We start from the raw sequence: 22,081 nt of genomic DNA, 5'->3' as shown, positions 1-22,081 counted from the left end.
ACGCACACACCGCCGTGAAGAATGCGCACATCCTCGGGAGCAGCGTAATCGCGCATCCGAGAATTCGGGGCGCTGCGATGAGTGCCCGATGGCACGCGAGACCACCGACTTGCTGGTCATCGGCGCAGGCCCAGGTGGATGCGCCGCGGCGATCACCGCCGCGCGCTGTGGCGCTCGCGTGCTGGTCCTCGATCGAGCGAATTTCCCCAGGCCCAAGACCTGCGGCGACGCGGTCTCCAACCGTGGCGCCCGCATCGTCGACGAGCTGGGCGGGATCACGGGTTTACTGACCACGCTCCCGCACGCGGTCGTCGAGGCGGCCGTGGCGGTCCTGCCCGACGGGAGCCGCGTGGGCCGCAGCTTCGGCCACCAACCGGGCTACATCGTGCCCCGCGTCGAGCTCGATGACCTCCTGCGCCGCGCCCTCGAGGCGTCCCCGGCCGAGCTGCGCCAGGGCGTCACGGTCCGCCGGCTGCTCGTCGAAGATGGCCGAGTCGTGGGCGCGGCAAGTGACGACCAGACCTGGCGCGCGTCGGCGACGATCGCGGCGGATGGGCCTGGCTCGCTGGCATGGGCGGCGCTCGGCCGCTCCTACGAGCGAGGGCGCTCGCTGGGGGTTGCGATCACCGCATACTATGAAGGTATTGGGGAAGGCACCGGGGACGGCACCGGGGAAGGCACCGGGGACGGCGCCGGCGCGGGTCCGGCACAGGGCGTGTCCGAGCACTACTTCGAGCGAGATCTTCCCTGCGGCTACGGCTGGGTGTTTCCGCCCGTCGGGGGTCTCGCCAACGTCGGCGTCTACCAGCGCGCCGATCACTTCGAGCGCGGCGGGGTCAAGCTTCAGGCCCTGCTCGAGGGCTTCGTTCAGCGCCACCCGGAGCGCTTCGCGGGCGCGAGGCCGCGCGCCGAGGCCCGGGTCTGGTCACTGCCCCTGGCCGTCAACCTCGGCCCGCCCGCGGGCCCCGGCGTGCTCGCGTGCGGCGACGCCGGTCGATTCATCGATCCGCTGTCGGGCGAGGGCATCTGGCAGGCGCTGTACACCGGGCAGCTCGCCGGGCGCCACACGGTCGCTGCCCTCGACGCGCGGGGCCTCGACGCCCGGGCCTGCCGCGCCTACCAGCGCGAATGCGAGCGGGCGATCGTGTGGCCGTCGAAGCTCCGGATCGGGGTCCAGGAGGCCATGCGCGTGCTGGTCCAGACCGGCGCCCATCGATCTGCGCTGATCGAGCGCGCCCTCGAGTGGGGCTACGAGGGTGACGCCCTCGAGATCACCGAGCGCACCTCGTGATTTGCAGCTGCGCGCGAGTATGTGACCATCCAGCATCCCGCCGCCGGCCCGCGCCCCCCCCGATGCCGCCCGTGCTCAAGATCCTGCTCGACGTGGCGGTGTTTCGGCTCCGCAGGTTCGAGATGGCCAACATCGCAGGGGCCCTCGCGATCGCGGTGGCCTGCCACCTCGGCTGGGCCGAGATCGGCTACCGCGCTGTGTTCGCGCTCCTGCTCAACCTGCTCGTCTACCTCAACAACGACTGGTACGACCTCGACGACGACCTCGCGGCTGCGGCCAAAGATCAGACCAAGAACGCCTACCTCGCCGAGCACCTCGGCGCGGGCCTGGCCGCGCAGCTGGGCCTGCTCGCGGTCCTGGTCGTCATGGCCCTGGCCTGGGGCGGCGGCCTGATGATCGCGCTCGTCGCCGGAGCCGGGGTCTGCTGGGCCTACTCGGCCGGGCTCAAGCGCGTGCCCTTCCTCGACGTGCTCGCGATGATCGCCTGGGGTGTGGCGATGCCCCTCGTCGGCCTCGCGCCGGGGCACCCCGAGGGCTGGCTGCTCCTGGGTCAGCTCGGCCTGTTCTCGGGCGTGTTCGAGTCGATCCAGGTCATGCGCGATCACGACGCCGACGAGGCCGCGGGCGTGCGGACCACGGCCGTGGTCCTCGGTCGCGCCCGCGCGCACCTCCTGGCCCGGGCCTTGATGATCGCCGCGGGCCTCTACGCCGGCCTGTGCCTGAGCTGGTGGATCGCGCCGATCCCGATGCTCGCCGCGCTGATCCCCCTGCGCGACGACGACGTCGAGGCCTACTGGAACCACGTCCGGGTGACCCTGGGCCTGGCGATGATCATCGAGACGGCGCTCGTGTACCTCCGCGGGGGCGCCCTCGGGTGAGCGAGGCTCGGCGCCGCTTCGCCCGGGCGCGCGTGTGGCTCGCGCTGCTCGTGATCGTGGGCGTCCACCTGGCCCTCGTCGACTATTTTTTCGGCGCGATCCTGCCGCTGCCCGAGCTGCCCTTCAACCGCGGCGACTTCGCGACCCACGCCAACCAGGTTCGGCGGGTGCTCACCGGCCTCGAGTCCGGGCACCACTGGGTCTACGACGTCCAGCTCCTCGCTGGCGCGCCCAACGGGGTCCTGTTCGACGCCGACGTCAAGGGCTGGGAGCTGTGGACCTGGGCGCTGGTCGAGCTCGGGGTCGGCGAGGGCCGGGCCTACAACGCCTTCGTGCTCGCCGTCCACCTGGCCCTGCCGATCGTCGTGTTCGGCGCAGCGCGGATCGCAAGGCTCGACCGTCGGCCCGCGCTCGCGGCCACGGGCCTCGCGGTCCTGCTGTGGTCCTTCGACTCCTTCACCCACTGGATGTGGTTCATCGGCACGGTCACCTACTCGTTCGTCGCCTACTTCGCGCTCCTGCCTCTGGCGCTGTTTTATCGCTGGCTCGAGGATCGGCGCCCGGTGTTTGCGATCGGCTGCGCGCTGAGCCTGGCCCTCGGTCACCTCGTCCACCCCTACATCTTCTTCATCCTCGTCGCGCCGATGCTCGCGCTCTACGTCCGCGCGGCGTGGGTCGATCGCGACCTTCGCCCCGTCGACCACGGGATCACCCTCGGCATCGCCGCGGTCACGCTCGGCGCGAATTTTTGGTGGCTGAAGACCGCGCTGCGCTTCTTCCACTACATCCTCGACTCGGCCTTCTACGCCCAGGGCGGGATCGAGTTTTTGTTCTACGATCTCTTCGGCCTGCTCCACGATCCGAGCACCCAGGGCATGATCGGGCCGCGCACGGCCGTCCGCCTGCTGATCACGATCGCCGCGCTCGCGGGGCTCCGGGCGTGGCGGCGCAGCGGCGATCGCCGCCACCTGCCCTGCGTGGTCTTGATCGTGACGATGGCCGCGCTGACCTACCTGGGCGGCTACACGCCCGCCGCCCAGATCCAGCCCTACCGCCACAACCTGCCCCTCGGCTTCGCGCTGCTGATCCCCGCCGCCTCGTGGCTGAGCGGGGCCCTCGAGTCCCGTCCGTGGCAGACCCTGCGCGGCCCCGCCCGCGGTCTCGCGCTGATCCTCGGGCTGCTCGCGCTGCTCCACCTGACCCGCGACGCGCTGTACTTTTTCGCGCCCTCGATGCGCGACCGGCAGCCGCTCGACGACGGCCGCGAGGTCCTGATGAACACCCTCGGCCACGCCTACACCCCGCGCTACCGCTACGACCAACAAAACCAGTGGGAGGGCGTGGTCGCCTGGGTCGCCGAGCACGACGACGGCCAGGGTCGCTGGCTGGTCCGCGACCAGGTCCTCGGCGAGTACCTCATGGCTCGAACCCAGGCCCAGCTGATCGGCGGCTTCATGGTCCGCAACATCGAGCACAGCGACGCCAACTGGTTCCGCCGCGCGGGCGATCCGCCCTACTCGCCCGAGGCCGTGGCCCGCTATTTTCAGACCTACGGGGTCCGCTGGCTGATCGTGCCGCGCGGCGATCGCAAGTCGTGGTGGGACGAGCACCCACGCCTGGTCACCCGCGCCGGCTTCGTCGACGAGATGATCATCTACCAGGTCAACGTCGACACCCGGCTGCTGCGCGGGCGTGGGCGCGTCGACGCCAGCGTCAATCGGATCGAGGTCACCCGAACGCGGCCCGACGAGGACCTCGTCCTGCGCTACCACTGGATGGAGACGCTGCGCTGCGCCCCGGACTGCAAGATCGCGCGTGAGCCCGTCAAAGGTGATCGCGTGGGCTTCATCCGCGTGCCCGCGCCCCACCCTCGTGACTTCGTGATCGAGAACGCCTACGTCTGGGAGTAGCTCAGCTCGGGTGAGACGCACTACTCACCTAGGCACATTTGAACTTCGAAGCTCGGGGAGATTTGCTCGAGCGCACGCAGCAGCGCCCTGAGCTCGACCGACGAGCGCCTCGCCACGATGAGCATGACCGGTCCATCTTCGATCATCTCGCGCAGTTCTTGGACCTCGTGCTGGTTCTCTTCCAGGTGTCGCTCGAGCTGCTGGCGATAGCGCTCTGCGTGCCACGAATCACCTCCATATCGGTTGGCTAGCGCCGCGAGGTGTACGTAGCGTGCGCCGAGCTCACCGGCGAGCTTGACAAAATCGCTCCGACGCATGTGGAGACGTCGAAACGAAGGTGCGACGCGCAGATCAACGACCTGGCGGGCGCCGGTGGCGCGCACCCAATCACCCGGGCTGCGCAAGGCCATCGCGTGGATCGTCACGCAGACGACAGCGCTCCGCGGTGCCGACAAGCCGGGGAGCCCCAGCTGCAACTGCGCGCTGTGTTGCTCCTCGGCGACTGCGGCCAGATGACACGACCCACGGCCCGAGCCCAGCGCATCCCCCTCCAGCACGCGAAGGCTGGGCCGATCCTCGTTCTCCCGCATGGTCTCAGGACACTTGTAGCGCACTATCGACCTTCTCGGCCAGTTCTTCCTCGAGCTGCAGGAAGCTCCGCTTCAACACGGGATCAGCGTGGGCGGCGCCTTTGCCGAGCCTAACCAAACTTCCGTCACCCGTCTTGAGCGCTCGCCGCTTCTCGAACAACGCCGCGAAGCGCCGGGGAGCGACCCCAGTGAACAGCTGCAAGAGAACCCGCTTGTCACCACTGCTCGCATCTTTCGGGCTGGTGACAGAGGTCTCACGCACCGCATCGGCGTGAAGTTCGAGCGCGAGGCTCTTGTCGTACGGTTCGAGGTAGACGACCTTGGTCAGCCCCGCTGCGACGATATGACGGGCACAGCTGTGACAGGGGAAAGCCGTGCAGTACAGCGAGCTGCCCGAGGGAATTCCCACACCACTACGCGCGATAGCCAAGAGCGCATCCATCTCGGCGTGAATCGCCCTTGAGAATTCTATGAGGTCGCGTACACGGGTACGCTGGAGCGCCTTAGCTATCTGCTCGACCGTCACGTCGGCCTCGAGTGCTCCAATATTGTAGAGTTGCTCATGGATGTCGTCATAGATCTCTCCCTTCTTGCGATCATTGCGACAATATCCCCGCGACTCATTCTCTTGCCACATGAAGCACCGCTTATCCTCGCGGCTATCCTCAGTGTAAAGCCCTCCACCGGGGGCCGGAGGATCGTTCGTGCCGGTTGCCAATACTTCGCCCGTCTTGCTCATGACAGCCGCCCCGACCTGCCGCGACATGCAGGAAGAACGGAGCGAAGCCCCCCAAGCGGCGTGCATCCCCTTCTCGTCGCGATTGGGCCGAACGACTTGTGCCCCCGTTACGGCCTGCACGAAGCGCTCGAGCGCATCTCCCAGTTCCTCTTCGCCCTCGTTTAGACTCTCGGTGTCGTTGGCGACAAAAAAATCGGACAAATGCAGGGTTTTGCGCACCTGCTGACCGTAGTCATCAGGGCCAGCCTCGTCACGGCGCATCATGTGCTCGATGCTCGACACATGCGGCTCGTTCTTGAACTTGATCTTGAGCCGATTGAGCCGCACCTTCCAGTTACAGAGCACGCCAATCAGATAGAACCCCCGGCCATAGACCGCTCGCAACACCTCTACTTCTTTTGGGTGTTTGATCGAGTCGACCACAAACGCCCGGGGCTCGCTCTCTATTTTGCGTAGCCTTCTGATCTCCTTGATCCCCAACCCGGCGACGATGCTCGCACCATGGTTCTCGCGCAGCTTGTCGCCTGCATCCTGCAGAGGAACGACATCGGCGATTTTCTTTGAATGGGTACGCTCGAGGCCCATTTGGGCTGCCAACTGATCGGAAAGGCTGACCAAGTACGGCTCAAACCCAGCATCTTTGAGCTGTTCGGCCAGCGCAGCTGCAACATGGGAAAGACCGGAACCAACGTAGCCCGTCACACCAAACACGAGGTCAGCCGTTTCCCGCGATCTGACTTCCTCGCCGAGGAGGTCTCCGGCTCCCGATCCGGCTGGCTTGGGTGCGCTCTTCCCCCGTTGTGCTTCCTGAGGCATGTATCGAAGATAGCACGCCCTGTTCAAGCCGATGACGACAGGATGGCCCACATCTGGGCCACTTCAAGGGATCTACGTCGAAGCATGCCTGTGGTATCGGCGGCCACGCACACCAGCCTTGGCCACGACCTGCGCGAGGGTCTCGCGCAGCTGCGGCATCGGGAAGCGCTGGCTCGGCCGGCTCGCCGATGACCAAGCCACCCCCGGCGACCCGCGCGACGACCCCGGGCGCTGGACGGTCGGCGGGGTTCAAGGGGACCACTCCACTTCCGAGATCTCGAGCCGCGATCCCGCGCCCGGTCAGCGCGACGAGCGTGGATCCGCGCGCGACAAAGGACACGGGGAGCCCGCGCTCGATCAGGTGGACGGCGAGCTCCAGGCCGATCGCGCCGGCCTCGAGCACACCGACGCGGGGCCACGCGGGGTACGGCGCGCTCATGAGGCCTCGCCACGGCGAGGGGACGAACGCCATCTCGCTCCGCCAGGCTGATAGACTGCCCGCGTGCACAACCTCCTCAAAGTGCTCGGCCTGCTGCTGCTCGGTCCGAGCACGCTGTTGTTGGTCCTGATCCCCTTCGCGGCGCTGACCGACGAAGGCGGCGCGATCCCCGGGCTCGTGATTCTCAGCGGGATGTTCGGCCTCCCCGGTGGCCTGTTGCTGCGGGTGGGGCTCAAGGGCCAGCGCGAGACCGAACGCGAGGCCCAGCTCACCGGGTTCGTGCGCTCACACGACACCTTCTCGCTCGACGAGCTCGCAGGGCACCTCGGCGTGTCCCCGGCCGAGGCTCAGACCCTGCTCAACCAGAGCATCGCCAAGCACCACCTGCCGCTGGTCATGCATCGCAGCAGCGGCCGCTACCTCCGGCTCGATCGGCTCTCGCAGGCGGCCAGGGTCGCCGAGCGCTGTCAGAGCTGCGGTGGCGCGCTCGGCAACCAGATCGTGTTCGAGGGCGAGCAGCTGACCTGCCCGTACTGCAACAGCATCGTCGAGACACACGCGCCAGTCCAGACCGGCTGGCCGCAGGCGCAGGCGCAGGCGCAGGCGCAGGCGCCCCAGTACTCGCCGCCGCAGCACCAAGCCCCCGCCTACCCGGCCCACCAGCATCAACCCCACCCGCAGCAACCCCACCCGCATCAACCCCACCAGCATCCACCGTCGCAAGCGCAACCGGGCGGCTGGGGTCAGCATCCAGGCCAGCACAATCGAGGCGGGTGGGGCTGAGATGGGGACCTACGCGATCGACTGGCTCGAGCTCGTGGTCCGCTGGGCCCACCTGATCTTCGGCGCGGCCTGGATCGGGACCTCGTTCTACTTCAACTGGCTCAACAACCACATCCGCGAGCCCGAGCACAAAGACGGCGTCGGCGGCGAGGGCGTGGACGGCGAGCTGTGGTCGATCCACGGCGGCCACTTCTACCGGGTGCTCAAGTACAAGGTCGCGCCCGAAAAGCTGCCCAAGGTCCTGCACTGGTTCAAGTGGGAGGCCTACCTGACCTGGATCACCGGGGCCCTGCTCCTGACCCTGGTCTACTACCTCGACAGCGATCAGTTCTTGATCGACGTCGCCGTCCGCGAGCTCAGCCCGGGGGTCGCGGTCGGGATCGGCGTGGGCTCGCTGGTGATCGGCTGGATCGCCTACGATCTGACCTGCCGCTCGCCGCTCGGGCGCATGCCCGGGGTGTTCGCGCTGCTCGGCTTCGCGGCCATGACCGGCGTGGCCTACGGCCTGTCGACGACCTTTGGCAGCCGCGCGGCCTACATCCACGTCGGCGCGATGCTCGGGACGATGATGGCGGCCAACGTGTTCTTCATCATCATCCCCAACCAGCGCAAGACCGTCGCGGCCATGGTCGCGAGCGAGGCGCCCGATCCGGTCTGGAACCGCGACGCGGCCCAGCGCTCGCTCCACAACAACTACATGACGCTGCCCGTGCTGTTCATCATGGTCAGCAACCACTACCCCTTCACCTACGGGCACGAGTGGAACTGGGCCGTGCTCGCGGCGCTCTCGCTGATCGGGGGCGGGACCCGGCACTGGTTCAACCTCCGCGGGCGCGGGGTCTCGAACGTGTGGCTGCTGCCGGCCGCGGCCGCGGGGATGATCGCGCTCGCCTATGTGTCCAAGCCCAAGAGCTACGCCGACTACCGGCCGGTCGCCTTCGAAGAGGTCCGGACGATCGTCGGCGAGCGCTGCGTGACCTGCCACTCGGCCTCGCCGACCAACGCTGGCTACAAGGCCGCGCCGCAAGGGGTAAAGTTCGACACCCCCCAGCAGATCGCGACCATGGCCCCGCGGATCAACAGCGTGGTCGTCGTGGCCCGGACCATGCCGCTGGCCAACATGACCCAGATGACCGACGAAGAGCGCGAGATCATCGCGGCCTGGATCGCCCAGGGCGCCAACATCAACGCGGTCGCGGCGGAGCCGAGCCCATGAGCGCTGGCCGCGTTGCGATCTCGAGTGAGCGGGTCGTGACCCCCGAGGGGGTCCGACCGGCCGCGGTCATCGTCGAGGGCGAGCGCATCGTCGACCTCATCGAGATCGCGGCGGTCGAGGCCACGGGCATGGCCCACGAGCGCCTCGGCGAGCTCGCCCTGCTGCCCGGGCTCGTCGACTGCCACGTCCACATCAACCAGCCCGGGCGGACCGACTGGGAGGGCTTCGAGACCGCGACCCGGGCGGCCGCGGCCGGCGGCGTCACGACCCTGGTCGACATGCCGCTCAACTGCCTCCCGGTGACCACGAGCGTCGCCGGCTTCGACGCCAAGCTCGACGACTGCGCGGAGCACCTCGCGGTCGACGTCGGCTTCTGGGGCGGGGTCGTCCCGGGCAACGCTGGCGAGCTCCCGGGCCTGGCCGCGCGCGGGGTCCTGGGCGCCAAGGCCTTCTTGTGTGACTCGGGCATCGACGAGTTCCCGGCCAGCGACGAGGCCGCGCTCCGCCAGGCCATGGTCGCGCTGGCCGCGGCCGGCATCCCGCTGCTCGCCCACGCCGAGATCGCCCTCCCGCTCGACGCAGAGCCCCTCGACGAGCCGAGCGCCTACAACAGCTGGCTGCGGCGGCGGCCTGCGGCCTGGGAGGAGGCCGCGATCGACCTGTTGATCCGGCTGTGCCGCGAGACCGGCTGCGCCGTGCACATCGTCCACCTCTCGGCCGCGAGCGCGATCCCGCTGCTGCGCGCAGCCCGGGCCGAGGGCCTGCCGATCACCGTCGAGACCTGCCCCCACTATCTATGTCTGTGCGCCGAAGAGGTCCCGCGCGACGCGACCCTGTTCAAGTGCGCACCGCCGGTCCGCGAGGCCGCCAACCGCGAACAGCTGTGGGCGGCCCTGGCCGAGGGCGTGATCGATCTGGTCGTCACCGATCACTCGCCGTGCACGCCAACGCTCAAGCAAGGCGGCTTCATCGAGGCCTGGGGCGGCATCGCCTCGCTCTCGCTCGGGCTCGCTAGCGTGTGGACCGAGGCGGCCGCGCGCGGCTTCGAGCTGGCCACGGTCGTCGAGTGGATGAGCGCGGCCCCGGCCCGGCTGACCGGGCTCGGCGCGCGCAAGGGCACGATCGCCGCCGGCCGTGACGCCGACCTCGTCGCCTTCGACCCCGACGCCGAGTTCGTCGTCCGCGCCGAGGATCTGCACTTTCGCCACAAGGTCTCGCCGTGGATCGGCCGCCGCCTCCGCGGACGAGTGCAGCGCACCTGGCTGCGCGGCCAGACGATCTACGATGCGGGCAGCGCCCTCCCCTTTTGTGAGACCCCCACCGGTCGCCCGCTGGTTCGCCCCCATGATCACCGCTAGCCCCGCCCCAACGTTCCCCGGCCTCGTCAACCTGTCCAGCGCCAGCTTCGGCGCCGAGGTCCTCGGCTGCAGCGACGAGTTCTTCGCCGAAGCCAGCAACCTCGTCGAGCCCAAGCCGGCCGTCTTCGATCCCGATCGCTACACCGAGCGCGGCAAGTGGATGGACGGCTGGGAGTCGCGGCGGCGGCGGTCGGTCGGCGAGGACTGGTGCGTGCTCCGGCTCGGCGCGCGCGGCCACCTGCGCGCCCTCGACCTCGACACCAGCCACTTTCTCGGCAACCACGCCCCGCTCGCGCGGGTCGAGGCCTGCGACGCCCCGGGCGCCCGCAGCCTCGAGGCCCTCGCCGACGCCGCGTGGTTCCCGGTCCTCGACCAGGCGCCGCTGCAGCCCGGCAGCCACAACCTGTTCACGGTCATCGAGCAGCGCCCGGTCACCCACCTGCGCCTGACGATCACCCCCGACGGCGGCGTCGCCCGGCTGCGCAGCTTTGGCGTGGTCAGCCCGAGCTGGGACGCGCCGATCGACGACGAGGCCCGGGCCGCGATCTCGCCCGGCGAGGTCGACCTCGCCGCGCTGCGTCACGGCGGCCGCGCCCTGGCCTGCAGCGACATGTTCTTCGCCCCGATGAACAACCTCATCGCCCCCGGTCGCTCGACCTACATGGGCGGCGGCTGGGAGACCCGGCGCCGCCGCGGGCCGGGCCACGACTGGATCCTGATCGAGCTCGCGGCCCCCGGGACCCTCGGCACGATCGAATTCGACACGGGTCACTTCCACGGCAACCACGCCGGCCGCTGCTCGCTGTGGGGCGTCCACGCGCCAGCCGCGAAGCTGGCCGATCTGCTCGCGGGCTCGCGCGCCCAAGGCGGGTGGCATGAGGTCCTGCCCGAGTCCCCGATCGCCCCGGATCGCTGGAAGCGGATCGTCGCCGAGCGCCCGCTCGGGCCCGACCGGCGCGAGTTCGTCCGCGAGCTCGAGGACCGCGGCCCCTTCACCCACGTCCGGCTCGAGGCCTTCCCCGACGGCGGCGTCGCCCGCCTGCGCGTCTATGGTCGAGCGGGGGGTCGAGCGGGGGGTCAAGCAAGCGGTCAAGCGGGCGGTCAGGCGCAGCGTCGAGTCGAGGGCCAGACCAGCGCGGAGTCCGACTCTTGAGCGCCGCGCAAGCCCTCGACGCCCTCGCCGAGCCCGAGGCCCGCGCCGCGCTCACGCGCTGCTGTGGCGCCTCCCGCTGGGTCGCGGGCATGCTCGCGCGGCGGCCCTTTGGCGACGACGCGGCCCTCCACCGCTGCGCCCGCGAGGTCTGGGCCACGATGACGCGCGACGACATCCTCGAGGCCTTCGAGCACCACCCGCGGATCGGCGCCAACCTCGACGCGCTGCGAAAAAAATTCTCGGCCACGGCCTCGCTGTCGATCCGCGAGCAGGCCGGCGCGATCGGAGCCAGCGAGGCCGAGCTCGAGCGCCTGCGCGACGGCAACCTCGCCTACGAAGCGCGCTACGGTCACATCTTCATCGTCAGCGCCGCTGGCAAGACCGCCGCGCAGATCGCCGACCTGCTCGAGGCCCGCATGGCCAACCCAGCCGAGGACGAACTGCGCATCGCCGCGGCCGAGCAGGCCAAGATCACCCACGCGCGACTGGAGACGATTGCGACATGAGCGACCCCCGCAGCCCGATCACCACCCACGTGCTCGACACGGCCCTCGGCCGCCCCGCCGAGGGCGTCCCCGTGACCCTCAGCCGCGAGACCGACGACTCCAAGCGCTGGGAGCTCCTCGCCGAGGGCCTGACCGACGCCGACGGCCGCGTCACCGATCTGCTCGCGCCCGGCAGCCTGCGCCCCGGCACCTACCGGATCCGCTTTGCGACCGCGAGCTACTTCGCCCGCGTCGGCGTCGACGACTTCTTCTATCCCTGGGCCGAGATCGCGTTTCAGATCGACGACCCCGGGCAGCACTATCACGTGCCGCTGCTCCTCAACCCCTTCGGCTACTCGACCTACCGTGGGAGCTGAGCCAGTCTCCTCGGAGCTGTGGGCCCGAGCCAAGCGAAGGACTCGGGTCCAAGGCCCGAGTCAGGAACCGACAACGAGATGACCACCTACGAGAGCACCCTGGCCGACGAGCTCGCCGACACCCTGACCGCGCTCGAGGCCGCCTCCGATCGCTTCAACGCGCGCCACCCCGGCGAGCCCAGCACCCGCCAGCCCGTCCACGTGGTCTACGGCGGCGCCCACCTGTTCTCGCGTGACTCGGCGGCCAAGCTCGGCGCGCTCGCGCTGCGCAGCCTCGACACCTACGGCCCCGACCCCTTCACCTTCGCCCGCGCGCTCGGGCTGCCCGGCGCCAGCGAGCTCGCCGACGACGAGGCCGCGGCCAAGTCGCGCTACATCACCGATCCCGAGGCCCTGCGCCGCGACGACCCCGAGACCTGGCTGGCGATCGCCGTCTACGACCGCGTCCGCGGCAAGCTCGAGGACGAGCCGGTCGAGGACTTTCGCCTCGACTTCGAAGACGGCTACGGCAACCGGCCCGACGACGAAGAAGACGCGACCGCGGTCGCGGCCGCCCAGGAGGTCGCGGCGGGTCTGGCAGCAGGCACGCTGCCGCCCTTTTGCGGCATCCGCATCAAGCCGCTCGAGGGCGCGACCCTGATCCGCGCGGCGCGAACCCTCGATCTCTTTGTCAGCACCGTGGTCCGCGAGGCCGGGCGCCTGCCCGACAACTTCGTCGTCACCCTGCCCAAGATCTCCGTGCCCGAGCAGGTCTCGACCCTGGTCCGGATGTTCGAGGCCCTCGAGCGCCGCCTCGACCTCGAGCCCGGGACCCTGAAGCTCGAACTCATGATCGAGCTCGCCCACGGGCTGTTCGACGAGCGCGGCCAGCTGCTCCTGCCCTTGCTGGTCGACGCGGCCGAGGGTCGCTGCGTCGGGGCCCACTTTGGGACCTACGACTTCACCGCCAGCTACGGGGTCACGGCCGCCCACCAGCGCATGGATCACCCGGCCTGCGACTTTGCCCTCGATCTCATGAAGGCCGGGTTCGCCGAGACCGGCGTGTTCTTGTCGGACGGCGCGACCAACGTCATGCCCGTCCCCCTCCATCGCGGCAGCGACCTGACCGCCGAGCAGACCCGCGAGAACCAAGCCGCCGTCCACGGAGCCTGGCGCCTGAGCCACCATCACATCCAGCGCTCGCTGACGCGCGGCTACTACCAGGGCTGGGATCTGCACCCCGCCCAGCTCCCGGTCCGCTACGCGGCCTGCTACGCGTTCTTCCTCGACGGCTTCGAGGCCGCGGCCACGCGCCTGCGCAACTTCGTCGACCAGGCCGCCAAGGCCACCCTCGTCGGCGAGGTGTTCGACGACGCCGCGACCGGCCAGGGCCTGCTCAACTACTTCCTGCGTGCGCTCAGCTGCGGCGCGGTGTCGCTCGAAGAGCTCGCGGTCACCGGCCTGACCGAGGCCGAGCTGCGCACGCGCTCCTTCATCGAGATCCTCGCCAACCGCCGCGACGAGGGACTTTAAACCCCCGCGACCGTCAGTTGTTGTTTTAGACCCCCACAGCCGTCAGCGACTCTGCCACGCACGGCCGCAAGCGGCCGGTCGTTCGGTCGCTGCGCTCCCTCTCTCGGTGGGCTGGCATGAGCTTCGCCATCGTTTGCGTGGCCCCCTAAAGGGGGCTCGAACGCAGTTTTCTGTGTCCTTGGGCCGCGCTCGGGGGCGGAAAAGTCCGTTCCGCGGTTGTCTGGCGGCGGGATGGTGCCCAGTGGTTCGGAGCGGAGTCACCCCCCGCAAAGAGCAGAGCGCAAAAAAGGCCGCAGGTGGTCCGAGTTCGGGGTATCGCCGTACGAAAAGCACCTTCGACGCTCAGCCGACCGACGTGGTGACTTCGCACCAAGAGCCTTCTGCACCCCAGATGGAGAGGCGACGCCCCGAACTCGGACCTCCTGTGGCCATGCGCGGACCCCAACGGCCACGACAAAGCCTCATCCACGACTCCCCTCAGGGGTTCGGAGCGGGGTCACTCCCCGCAAAGAGCAGAGCGCAAAAAGGGCCGCAGGTGGTCCGAGTTCGGGGTATCGCCGTACGAAAAGCACCTCCGACGCTCAGCCGACCGACGTGGTGATTTCGCACCAAGAGCCTTCTGTACCCCAGATGGAGAGGCGACGCCCCGAACTCGGACCTCCTGTGGCCATGCGCGGACCCCAACGGCCACGACAAAGCCTCATCCACGACTCCCCTCAGGGGTTCGGAGCGGGGTCACCCCCCGCAAAGAGCAGAGCGCAAAAAAGGCCGCAGGTTGTCCGAGTTCGGGGTATCGCCGTACGAAAAGCACCTCCGACGCTCAGCCGACCGACGTGGTGATTTCGCACCAAGAGCCTTCTGCACCCCAGATGGAGAGGCGACGCCCCGAACTCGGACCTCCTGTGGCCATGCGCGGACCCCCAACGGCCACGACAAAGCCTCATCCACGACTCCGTACTCCCCCCCCCACCGTGACCGCAGCTTCTGGCATCATCCCAGTCCTGGAGCCCAACATGCACGCCACGATGATGAACTACCCGCTGACGACCAACCATCTGATCGAGCGCGCCGCCCGGCTGTTCGCCAAGGTCGAGATCGTCAGCCAGGCCCCGGATCGATCGCTCGTCCGCCACACCTACGCCGATCTCCTCCAGCGGTCCCGCGCCCTGGCCAAGGGCCTGATCGACGCCGGCCTCACCAAGGGCGACCGCGTCGCAACCTTGATGTGGAACCACCACGCGCACATGGAGGTGTACTTCGGCGTGCCAATGGCCGGCGGCGTCTACCACACCCTCAACCTGCGCCTGTCCCCCGAAGACCTCGGCTACATCGTCGCCGACGCGGGCGATCGCTTCTTGGTCATCGACGACGTGCTCCTGCCCTTGCTGGCCAAGTTTGGCGACAAGCCGCCCTTCGAGCGGATCTTCGTCGTCCGCTGGACCGACGCGGAGCTGCCCGAGGGCTGCGTCGACTTCGAGTCGCTGATCGGTGAGGGCGCGCCCGAGAGTTGGACGCCGCCGCCCGCGAGCGAGCTCGACCCGATCGGCATGTGCTACACCTCGGGCACGACCGGGCGGCCCAAGGGCGTCGTCTACAGCCACCGGGCCACGGTCTTGCACTGCTTCGGCTCGGCCCTGCCCGACAGCCTCGATCTGTCGATCCAGGACACCTTGTGCCCGGTCGTACCGATGTTCCATGTCAACGCCTGGGGCCTGCCCTTCACCGCGACGATGGTCGGCGCCAAGCAGGTCCACCCGGGCCCGCACCTCCAGCCCGACGCGCTGCTCGACCTCTACGCCAAGGAGCAGGTCACGGTCTCGGCCGGGGTCCCGACGATCTGGATGGGCATCATGAAGCTCGTCGAGCAACACCCCGACAAGTGGAAGCTGCAGCCGGGCCTGCGCATGGTCGTCGGCGGATCGGCGGCGCCCGAGTCGATGATCTCGACCATGGACCAGATGGGCATGCGGGTCATCCACGCGTGGGGCATGACCGAGACCACGCCGCTCGGATCCGTGTCGCTGCTGCGCCCCGAGCACGCCGCGCTGCCCGAGGCCGAGCAGCTGAAGATCCGGGCCAAGCAGGGCACCGCCCCGCCCTTCGTCGACATGCGCATCGTCGACGACGAGGGCCAGGAGGTCGCGTGGGACGGCGTCCACATGGGCGAGCTCCAGGTCCGCGGCCCGTGGATCGCCGGCTCCTACCACGGTGGCGTCGACGCGAGCGAGAAGTGGACCGACGACGGCTGGTTTCGGACCGGCGACGTCGTGACGATCGACGCCCAGGGCTACATGCAGATCACCGACCGGACCAAGGATCTGGTCAAGTCCGGCGGCGAGTGGATCAGCTCGGTCGCGCTCGAGAACGCGCTGATGGGCCACCCCGACATCGCCGAGGCCGCGGTGATCGCCGTGCCCCACCCCAAGTGGACCGAGCGCCCCCTCGCGGTCGTCGTGGCCAAGGAGGGCGCGACGATCGACGAGGCCGCGCTCACGGCCTACCTCGCCGAGCGCTTCGAGAAGTGGTGGCTACCCGACGGCTACGTGGTCCGCGACCAGATCCCCCGGGGCGCGACCGGCAAGTTCCTCAAGCGGACGCTGCGCGACGAGCTCGCGAGTGCTAGCGCGAGTAGCTCGCCGCAGTGATGGTGATTTGATGGCGTCGGCCTCGATCGCTACGGGTCGAGACCGGCGAGCTCGAGGTCAGCGCGACGAGCCCCGATCCCTCGGCGCCGATCGGCCGGCTCGCGCTCGGGACCTCCCCGCAGCTGTGCCCGGGCGAGCTCGACAGCTACTGAGTCTTCAGCCCGCGAGCGTCCGCGCCCGCTCGCGGAGCTTGAATTTTTGGATCTTCCCCGTCGAGGTCTTGGGCAGCTCGGTGAACACCACGCGGCGCGGGCACTTGAAGTGCGCGAGCTGTTCGCGGCACCAGGCGATGATGTCCTCGACGCTCGGGTCGTGGTCCCGGCCCGCGCGGAGCTCGACGAAGGCGCACGGCGTCTCGCCCCACTTGTCGTGCGGCATCGCGACCACGGCCGCGGCCGCGACCGCCGGGTGCTTGTAGAGCGCGTCCTCGACCTCGATCGACGAGATGTTCTCGCCGCCCGAGATGATGATGTCCTTGGACCGATCCTTGAGCTGGATGTACCCGTTGGGGTGCATGACGCCGAGATCGCCCGTGTGAAACCAGCCCCCAGCGAAGGCCCGCTGGGTCGCCGCGGGGTTCTTGAGGTAGCCCTTCATGATCACGTTGCCACGCATCATGACCTCGCCCAGGGTCTCGCCGTCGGCCGCGACCTCGGTCAGGGTCTCGGGGTCCATGATCGTGAGCCCCTCGAGGGCCTGGTAGCGCACGCCCTGGCGGGCCTTCATCGCCGCGCGCGGGCCAGGCTCGAGCGCGTCCCAGCTCGCCTGCCAGTCGTTGACCACCGCGGGGCCGTAGCTCTCGGTCAGCCCGTAGAGGTGGGTGACGTTGAACCCGCCTTCGGCCATCGCCGCGAGCACCGCCTCGGGTGGCGGGGCCCCGGCGGTGAAGAACTCGACCACACGCTCGAGCGGGCGCTTGACCTCGTCGGCGGCGCCGACGATCACGGCCATGACGATCGGCGCGCCGCACATGTGGGTGACGCCGTGGGTCGCGACGGCGGCCCAGATCGACTGTTCACGGACCTGGCGCAGGCACACGTGGGTCCCGGCGAGGAGCGCGAGCGACCACGGGAAGCACCAGCCGTTGCAGTGAAACATCGGCAGCGTCCACAGGTAGACCGGGTGCTTGGTCATCCCGGTCGTGACCACGTTGCCGGTCGCGAGCAAGGACGCGCCGCGGTGGTGAAAGACCACGCCTTTGGGATCGCCGGTCGTGCCCGAGGTGTAGTTGAGCGCGATCGCGTCCCACTCGTCGACCGGACCTTGCCACGCAAACGCCGGGTCGCCCTCGGCCAGCAGCGCCTCGAAGTCGAGCTCACCGAGGGGCTCGGCGCCGTCGTCCAGATACTCGTGGGTCGGATCGACGTAGTCGATGACCAGCGGCCGCGGCCCCTTCATCAGCTCGAGGGCCTCGCGGACGACCCCCACGAACTCGCGCTCGACGATGATCGCCTTGGCCTCGCCATGGTCGAGGGAGAACGCGATGATCCGGGCGTCGAGGCGGACGTTGAGGCAATTGAGCACCGCCTGGGCCATCGGCACGCCGAAGTGGGCGATCAGCATCGGCGGCGTGTTGAGCAGCATGACGGCGACCGTGTCGCCGCGGCCGATGCCGCGCGCGGACAGGGCCGAGGCCAGGCGTCGGGCGTCGGCGTAGAACTCGGCGTAGGTCCAGCGCTGGCGCGCGCCCGGGCCCTCGTGGATGATCGCGGGGTGGTCCGGGAACGCCCGGGCCGAGCGCGGGAGGAAGTTGAGCGGCGTCAGCGGCCGGTGGTTGGCGGGGTTCTTGTCGAGGTCCTGATCGTAGATGCTGCGCTCGGTCACGGTCCGTCCTCTCGCGTGAGACTGGCTGATCTTACGCGCCCCTCGGCGCGGCGGCACAAGGCAGCTCAATCCGAAAGTTGGCGCCGACGCCGGGGCGGTTGTCGAGCACGAGGCGCCCCCCGTGGTCGCTGACGATGCCGTGGCTGACCGCGAGGCCCAGGCCCGTGCCCTGGTCGCGGCCCTTGGTCGTGAAGAAGGGGTCGAAGATGTGGGCCGCGGCCGCCTCGGGCACGCCGCCGCCAGTGTCGGACACCTCGATGCACAGCCAGGGCTCGCCGTCTTCGCCCTCGAGCGCGCGGGCGCCGATGTCGATCGCCTTGTTCACGTCGTAGCCTTGCCAGCGAGCGTTGAGCGCGTCGCGAGCGTTGGTCACCAGGTTCATGATGACCTGCTGAATTTGCTGGCTACGACAGACGACCGCGGGCAGATCGTCGGGCAGCTCGACGCTCAGGTTGATCTGGTCGCGGCGCAGGACCACGCGGACCAGGGACAAGGTGCCCTCGACGATCTCGGCGACCGTCGTCACCTCGCCGAGGTCGCCCGGCTGGCCGCTGAGCTCGCTCGGATCCCGGCGCGAGAACGCCAGCAGATGACGGATGATCGTGGTGACCCGCCGACCCTCGTGGCGGATCTCGCGGGCGAGCTCGCGGATCCCCGCGTCGGCGGCCGCCGACTCCGAGATCAGCTCGGCGTAGTTGATCATGCCCTGGACCGGGTTGTTGATCTCGTGGGCCACGCCGCTGGCCAGGATCCCGATCGAGTCCAGGCGCTGCTGCTGGCGGAGCTGGGCCTCGAAGCGGTCGCGCTGGGCCTCCGCGCGCTTGCGATCGTCAATGTCGGTCGAGACCACGATCACTCGATCGATCTCGCCGTCGATCACGATTGGGGCCACGCGGACCGCGTACCACCGCGGCGCCGCGCCGCTGAGCTCGACCCGGACCTCGAGCGCCTCCTGGGTGCCCCCGCGCAGGACCCGTTCCACGGCCGCGGTCACGGTCTCGGCGCCCTCACCCGTCACGAATTCGCGCGCGTTGAACTGAAAGTCGGCGGTGTGCGTCGGTCGGGCCGCGGCGTTGACATACTCGAGGCTGCCGTTGCGACCGACGAGGACGACGTAGTCGGGCAGCTGATCGACGAGCGAGCGCCAGCGAATTTCGCTGTCGCGCAGGTTCTCGTAGAGCCGCGCGTTCTCCAGCGCGCTGCTGGCGTGACCCGCGAGCAGCCCGAGCAGCTCGACCCGGTCCCGATCAAAAGCCCCTGGGCTGAGGCTGTGTTCGAAGTAGAGCAGCCCCATCGGGCGACCGCGCCTGATGATCGGCAGACACAGGACCGAGAGCTCTCGACCGCGAAAGTAGGCCTCGGATGAGTAGCGGTGCTCCTGCCCGCTCACGTGGACGACGATCGGCTTGGCCGTGCGCAGCACGTCGTACAGCAGCGACGCGGGCACACGCTCAGCGATGTCCGCGAGCAGGGGCGGGTCTTCTACGTAGGCCGTGGTGCCCTCGACGCTCGCCTCGGCCGCCAGCGAGAGCTCGCCCTTGGCCGCGAGCAGCAGCACGGCGCGCTCCGCTGCGGCGTTGATCAGCGCGATCGTCATGACCCGGCTGATAACCTCGGGCAGCCGCAGATCTTCGGCGAGGGACTTGGCCGCCTCCAGCAAGGAGGCCACGTCGATGGCCCTGTCCGTGATCCCGATCTCCCGCAAGGCCGCTACTATAGAATTTCAAGAGGTTAGAGATGATCGTCAACTCTCCTGGTGATTTTTAGTCAGATGTCTAAAACTCTGTTCCATGGCGGTTACGCGAGGCCCACATGCTGTGCGCAAAGCGCTCGTCGAGGCTGCGATCGATCTCTTCGCCGCCGAGGGCGACGCCCCGCTTCGAGCCGTGGCTGGCCGCGCGGGCGTCAACCATGGCCTGGTTCACCACTATCTCGGGGGCAAGGCCGGGCTGCGCGCGGCGGTGCTCCAGCGGCTGTCTGCGTCGCTCTACCGGAGCCTCGAGGTCCCGCCCGGGAGCTCGCTGCGCGAGGTCGGCCTCGCGGCGCTGCGGATGACCGAGAGCGACCCCCGCTTCGTCAAGATCCTGGCCCGGGCGCTGCTCGACGGTGATCTGCCCGAGCAGCTCCAGACGGCCTTCCCGGTCGTGGCGCGCCTGCGTGAAGCGGCGCCCGGTGATCTCGAGGCGGCGCGAGCGGGGATCGCCGAGGGGCTCGCCCTCGGTCTGGGCGCGCTGGTGTTCGGGCCGTGGATCCGCGCGGCGCTGGAGCTGAGCGAGGCCCAATTCGAGGCCGCCCGCGACGGCGCCCTCGAGCGGATCTTCGCCCGCCTCGACGCCCAGTCTCCCAGGACCGAGGCAGTATGATCGACTACCGAGTCGTGATCGTGCTGATCTTCATCGCGTTCGCGCTCGTCGAGATCGCCGCGGGTCGGTTCTTGTTCCGCGATCAGACCACGGCCAAGGATCTCGCCCTCGACATCGGCGCGGGCATCGGGCTGCCCGTCGTCATCTTGCCGCTGATCATGACCGCCTCGGCCGCGGCGACCGAGGCGGCCGCGCCCGGCAGCGCCGACGCCCTCGCCCACTGGCCGAGCTGGGCGATGTTCCTGACCCTGCTGATCGCCGACGACCTCACCCAGTACGGGTGGCACCGACTCTCGCACAGCCGCCCGAAGCTCTACCTCCTGCATCGCGCCCACCACTCGGCCGAGTACCTCTCGGTCCGCGTGGTCTATCGCAACAACCTGCTCTACTACGCGATGATGCCGGGCCTGTGGCTCTCGGGCCTGCTCTTGTACCTCGGGTTCGCGCCGGTCTACTACGTCTATTACATCGCCAAGATGGCGGTCATCATCGGCGCCCACTCGAGCGTCGGATGGGACACCAGGCTGCTGAAGAGTCCGCGCAGGTGGCTGCGCGGGCTGATGTGGGTGGTCGTGCGTACGATCTCGACCCCGAGCACCCACGCCGCCCACCACGGCAAGCACGCCGCCGACGGCGTCACCCACTACAAGGGCAACTACGGCAATTTCTTGTTCTTGTGGGACGTCCTGTTTGGGACCGCCAAGATCAGCCCAGACCGACCGGCCGCGTTCGGGCTCGAGGAGGTCGAGCCCGCGAGCTGGGTTCAAGAGCTGCTGTGGCCCTTTCATGGCCGCCCCCACGCCGCCGCGCTCGCCCCCACCCAGGAGCGCACGCCGCCATGAACCCCGCGCTGCTCCAGGCGGTCGGCTCGGCCGGGCTGGTCGTGTCGCTGATGTTCGCGATCGGGCTCGAGCTGCGACCCACGCAGATCGCCGAGCTCCGGACCCGCCCGGCGATGCTGACCTGGACCGTGGTCGTCAACGTCTTGGTCATCCCGGGCCTCGCCTGGGCGTTGGTCCGCGGGCTCGCGCTCCCGGCCGAGATCGCGGTCGGAGTGCTCTTGTGCGCCGCGGCGCCGGGCGGCCCGACGAGCGCCCTGTACTCGAACACGGCCCGCGCCGACCTCCCGCTGGCCGCGAGCATGACGATCCTGCTGCCCGCGCTCGGGGTGGTTGCGACGCCGCTTTGCCTGTCGATCGCCGTCGAGCTGCCCCGGGGCGCGAGCGTCCCCGTCGCGCCCATGGTCGGGACCTTGATGGTCCTGCAGCTGGTCCCGCTCGCGCTCGGGATGCTGATTCGGCGACGCGACGCGACGATCGCCGCGCGCCTGTCCCCCTACGCGAGCGCCGTCGCCAACGCGATCCTCGGCCTCCTGGTCATCACCTTGCTGGTCATCGAGGGCGAGCTGTTCCTGACCATCTCGGCCGCGACCTGGGCCGCGATCCTCACCACGACCCTGGCCGCGCTGGCCCTCGGCTACCTCGCGGCCGGGGCTGGCGGCGTGCCCAGTGCCCGCGCGGGGGCGCTGGTCGCCTCGTGCCGCAACGTCGCCGTCGCGCTGATGCTGGCTTCGACCTTCTTTCGCGATCCAGTCGTCAACGCGACCGTGCTCGCCTTCGGCTTCGTCGCCTTCGTGATCCCGCTCGGGATCGCGCTGTGGTGGCGGCTGCGAGCGCCCGAGCCGACGCGCAGTTTGTGACGG

General features: G+C 69.3%; 18 protein-coding genes. 14 read left to right on the top strand and 4 right to left on the bottom strand.

Annotated elements, in window-relative coordinates; translation table 11 throughout:
- Positions 1-88: 88 nt before the first annotated feature.
- From ENSA5_RS14335 to ENSA5_RS14325, 3 genes are all read left to right on the top strand, one after another.
- Positions 89-1,291: an NAD(P)/FAD-dependent oxidoreductase gene (locus ENSA5_RS14335; protein WP_106392217.1), complete on the top strand. Its 1,203-nt coding sequence runs from the start codon at positions 89-91 to the stop codon at positions 1,289-1,291.
- Between the two features lie 71 nt (positions 1,292-1,362).
- Positions 1,363-2,169 carry a UbiA family prenyltransferase gene (locus ENSA5_RS14330; RefSeq protein ID WP_181197748.1) on the top strand — a complete coding sequence of 269 codons (807 nt, stop codon included), beginning with the start codon at positions 1,363-1,365 and terminating at the stop codon, positions 2,167-2,169.
- Positions 2,166-4,079 (top strand): putative glycosyltransferase family protein, encoded by a 1,914-nt coding sequence (locus tag ENSA5_RS14325; RefSeq protein WP_106392215.1) that lies wholly within the window; start codon positions 2,166-2,168, stop codon positions 4,077-4,079. Before ENSA5_RS14330 ends, ENSA5_RS14325 begins: the two co-directional genes overlap by 4 nt.
- A 20-nt stretch (positions 4,080-4,099) precedes the next feature.
- On the opposite strand, the gene ENSA5_RS14320 is transcribed toward ENSA5_RS14325, so the two are convergent.
- Together ENSA5_RS14320 and ENSA5_RS14315 are read right to left on the bottom strand one after the other, a co-directional pair.
- Positions 4,100-4,669 (bottom strand): DUF488 family protein, encoded by a 570-nt coding sequence (locus ENSA5_RS14320; protein WP_146155696.1) that lies wholly within the window; start codon positions 4,667-4,669, stop codon positions 4,100-4,102.
- 4 nt (positions 4,670-4,673) lie between these two features.
- Positions 4,674-6,224 (bottom strand): anti-phage dCTP deaminase, encoded by a 1,551-nt coding sequence (locus tag ENSA5_RS14315; RefSeq protein ID WP_106392213.1) that lies wholly within the window; start codon positions 6,222-6,224, stop codon positions 4,674-4,676.
- 502 nt (positions 6,225-6,726) lie between these two features.
- Here ENSA5_RS14315 and ENSA5_RS14305 point away from each other — a divergent pair.
- The 8 genes from ENSA5_RS14305 to ENSA5_RS14270 all read left to right on the top strand — a co-directional run bounded on the left by ENSA5_RS14305 (position 6,727) and on the right by ENSA5_RS14270 (position 16,192).
- A complete protein-coding gene (locus tag ENSA5_RS14305) occupies positions 6,727-7,446 on the top strand; it encodes a helix-turn-helix domain-containing protein (protein WP_106392211.1) in 720 nt (239 codons plus the stop codon).
- Position 7,447: 1 nt separating this feature from the next.
- A complete protein-coding gene (locus ENSA5_RS14300) occupies positions 7,448-8,662 on the top strand; it encodes a urate hydroxylase PuuD (RefSeq protein ID WP_106392210.1) in 1,215 nt (404 codons plus the stop codon).
- A complete protein-coding gene (gene allB, locus ENSA5_RS14295) occupies positions 8,659-10,020 on the top strand; it encodes an allantoinase AllB (RefSeq protein ID WP_106392209.1) in 1,362 nt (453 codons plus the stop codon). The genes ENSA5_RS14300 and allB overlap by 4 nt, the downstream gene beginning before the upstream one ends.
- Complete coding sequence (alc, locus tag ENSA5_RS14290) at positions 10,007-11,173, top strand: allantoicase (RefSeq protein WP_106392208.1); 1,167 nt, start codon at positions 10,007-10,009, stop codon at positions 11,171-11,173. Before allB ends, alc begins: the two co-directional genes overlap by 14 nt.
- Positions 11,170-11,679, top strand: coding sequence for a 2-oxo-4-hydroxy-4-carboxy-5-ureidoimidazoline decarboxylase (gene uraD, locus ENSA5_RS14285; protein WP_106392207.1), 510 nt, complete (start codon positions 11,170-11,172; stop codon positions 11,677-11,679). The genes alc and uraD overlap by 4 nt, the downstream gene beginning before the upstream one ends.
- A complete protein-coding gene (gene uraH / locus ENSA5_RS14280) occupies positions 11,676-12,035 on the top strand; it encodes a hydroxyisourate hydrolase (protein ID WP_106392206.1) in 360 nt (119 codons plus the stop codon). The genes uraD and uraH overlap by 4 nt, the downstream gene beginning before the upstream one ends.
- A gap of 78 nt (positions 12,036-12,113) precedes the next feature.
- Positions 12,114-13,547, top strand: a complete 1,434-nt coding sequence (locus tag ENSA5_RS14275) for a DUF6986 family protein (RefSeq protein ID WP_106392205.1) — start codon at positions 12,114-12,116, stop codon at positions 13,545-13,547.
- A 1,013-nt stretch (positions 13,548-14,560) separates the two neighbouring features.
- The gene (locus ENSA5_RS14270) at positions 14,561-16,192 is read left to right on the top strand and encodes a long-chain fatty acid--CoA ligase (RefSeq protein WP_106392204.1); all 1,632 of its coding nucleotides are present in this window, start codon (positions 14,561-14,563) and stop codon (positions 16,190-16,192) included.
- 156 nt (positions 16,193-16,348) lie between these two features.
- On the opposite strand, the gene ENSA5_RS14265 is transcribed toward ENSA5_RS14270, so the two are convergent.
- Positions 16,349-18,016 carry an acyl-CoA synthetase gene (locus tag ENSA5_RS14265; RefSeq protein WP_106392203.1) on the bottom strand — a complete coding sequence of 556 codons (1,668 nt, stop codon included), beginning with the start codon at positions 18,014-18,016 and terminating at the stop codon, positions 16,349-16,351.
- Between the two features lie 31 nt (positions 18,017-18,047).
- Positions 18,048-19,721: a GAF domain-containing sensor histidine kinase gene (locus tag ENSA5_RS14260; RefSeq protein WP_106392202.1), complete on the bottom strand. Its 1,674-nt coding sequence runs from the start codon at positions 19,719-19,721 to the stop codon at positions 18,048-18,050.
- A gap of 112 nt (positions 19,722-19,833) precedes the next feature.
- Between ENSA5_RS14260 and ENSA5_RS14255 the strand changes: the two genes are divergently transcribed.
- From ENSA5_RS14255 to ENSA5_RS14245, 3 genes are read left to right on the top strand one after another with little or no spacing between them, the layout of a single operon-like run.
- Positions 19,834-20,379: a TetR/AcrR family transcriptional regulator gene (locus tag ENSA5_RS14255; protein ID WP_181197747.1), complete on the top strand. Its 546-nt coding sequence runs from the start codon at positions 19,834-19,836 to the stop codon at positions 20,377-20,379.
- Complete coding sequence (locus tag ENSA5_RS14250) at positions 20,376-21,221, top strand: sterol desaturase family protein (RefSeq protein ID WP_106392200.1); 846 nt, start codon at positions 20,376-20,378, stop codon at positions 21,219-21,221. Before ENSA5_RS14255 ends, ENSA5_RS14250 begins: the two co-directional genes overlap by 4 nt.
- The gene (locus tag ENSA5_RS14245; protein ID WP_106392199.1) at positions 21,218-22,078 is read left to right on the top strand and encodes a bile acid:sodium symporter family protein; all 861 of its coding nucleotides are present in this window, start codon (positions 21,218-21,220) and stop codon (positions 22,076-22,078) included. Before ENSA5_RS14250 ends, ENSA5_RS14245 begins: the two co-directional genes overlap by 4 nt.
- The last annotated feature ends 3 nt before the right edge of the window (positions 22,079-22,081 follow it).

Origin of the sequence: Enhygromyxa salina, from assembly GCF_002994615.1 — a bacterium.
In the GTDB taxonomy this organism is placed as follows: domain Bacteria; phylum Myxococcota_A; class Polyangia; order Nannocystales; family Nannocystaceae; genus Plesiocystis; species Plesiocystis salina_A.
The sequence above is the reverse complement of the archived record's forward strand: the minus strand, read 5'-3'. Positions and strand labels throughout refer to the sequence as shown.